The 701-nt window shown below is 71.3% G+C and carries 1 protein-coding gene; it reads left to right on the forward strand.

All coding sequences use genetic code 11. The features are described from left to right. A partial coding sequence (locus G3N62_RS35635) for an ABC transporter permease subunit (RefSeq protein ID WP_206141569.1) occupies positions 1 to 678 on the forward strand: 678 nt, incomplete at its 5' end. Positions 679 to 701 lie beyond the last annotated feature (23 nt).

The following is a 701-nucleotide window of genomic DNA, read 5'->3' on the forward strand; positions in this document are numbered from 1 at the left end:
GATCCGCTCGTCGCCGACGCGATCGCGCGCTCGCTCGCGCTGGCGATGAGCGCCGGCACGCTGTCGGTCGGCGTCGGCGTGCCGGTCGCGTTCGCGCTGGCCGGGCAGTCGCCGGCCCGCCGCCATTGGTCGCTCGCGCTGCTCGGCGTGCCGCTCGCGTTCTCCGGGCTGGTGATCGCGTACGGCTTCATCCTCGCGTTCGGCCGCGCGGGCTTCGTGACCACGCTGCTGGCCGCGCTGGGCGCCGATCCGACCGTGGTCGGCGGCGCGATCTACACGATGCCGGGGCTCGCGTTCGCCTACGCGTACTACCTGATTCCGCGCGTCGCGCTGATGATCTACCCGGCGCTCGCGAATCTCGACCGGCGGCCGCTCGACGCCGCGCTGACGCTCGGCGCGCGGCCGTGGCGCGCGTGGCTCGACGTCGCGTGGCGCGAGCTGTGGCCGTCCGTCGCGTCCGCCTGGTGCCTCGTCACCGCGATCGCGCTCGGCACCTACGGCACGGCGATCGCGCTGGCCGGCACGCAGATCAACATCCTGCCGCTGCTGATGTACCTGAAGCTGTCGGACGGGCAAACCGATTTTTCGCAGGCAGCCGTGCTGTCGATCGTGCTGACGGCCATCTGTACCTGCGTTCTGGCACTGGGAGAAGGCCTTGTTCGCCAACGACGTCATTGAATGCGCGTGGTCCGAACCGGCGC

Source organism: Burkholderia sp. Tr-20355 (assembly GCF_017104685.1).
GTDB classification, from domain to species: Bacteria; Pseudomonadota; Gammaproteobacteria; order Burkholderiales; family Burkholderiaceae; genus Burkholderia; species Burkholderia seminalis.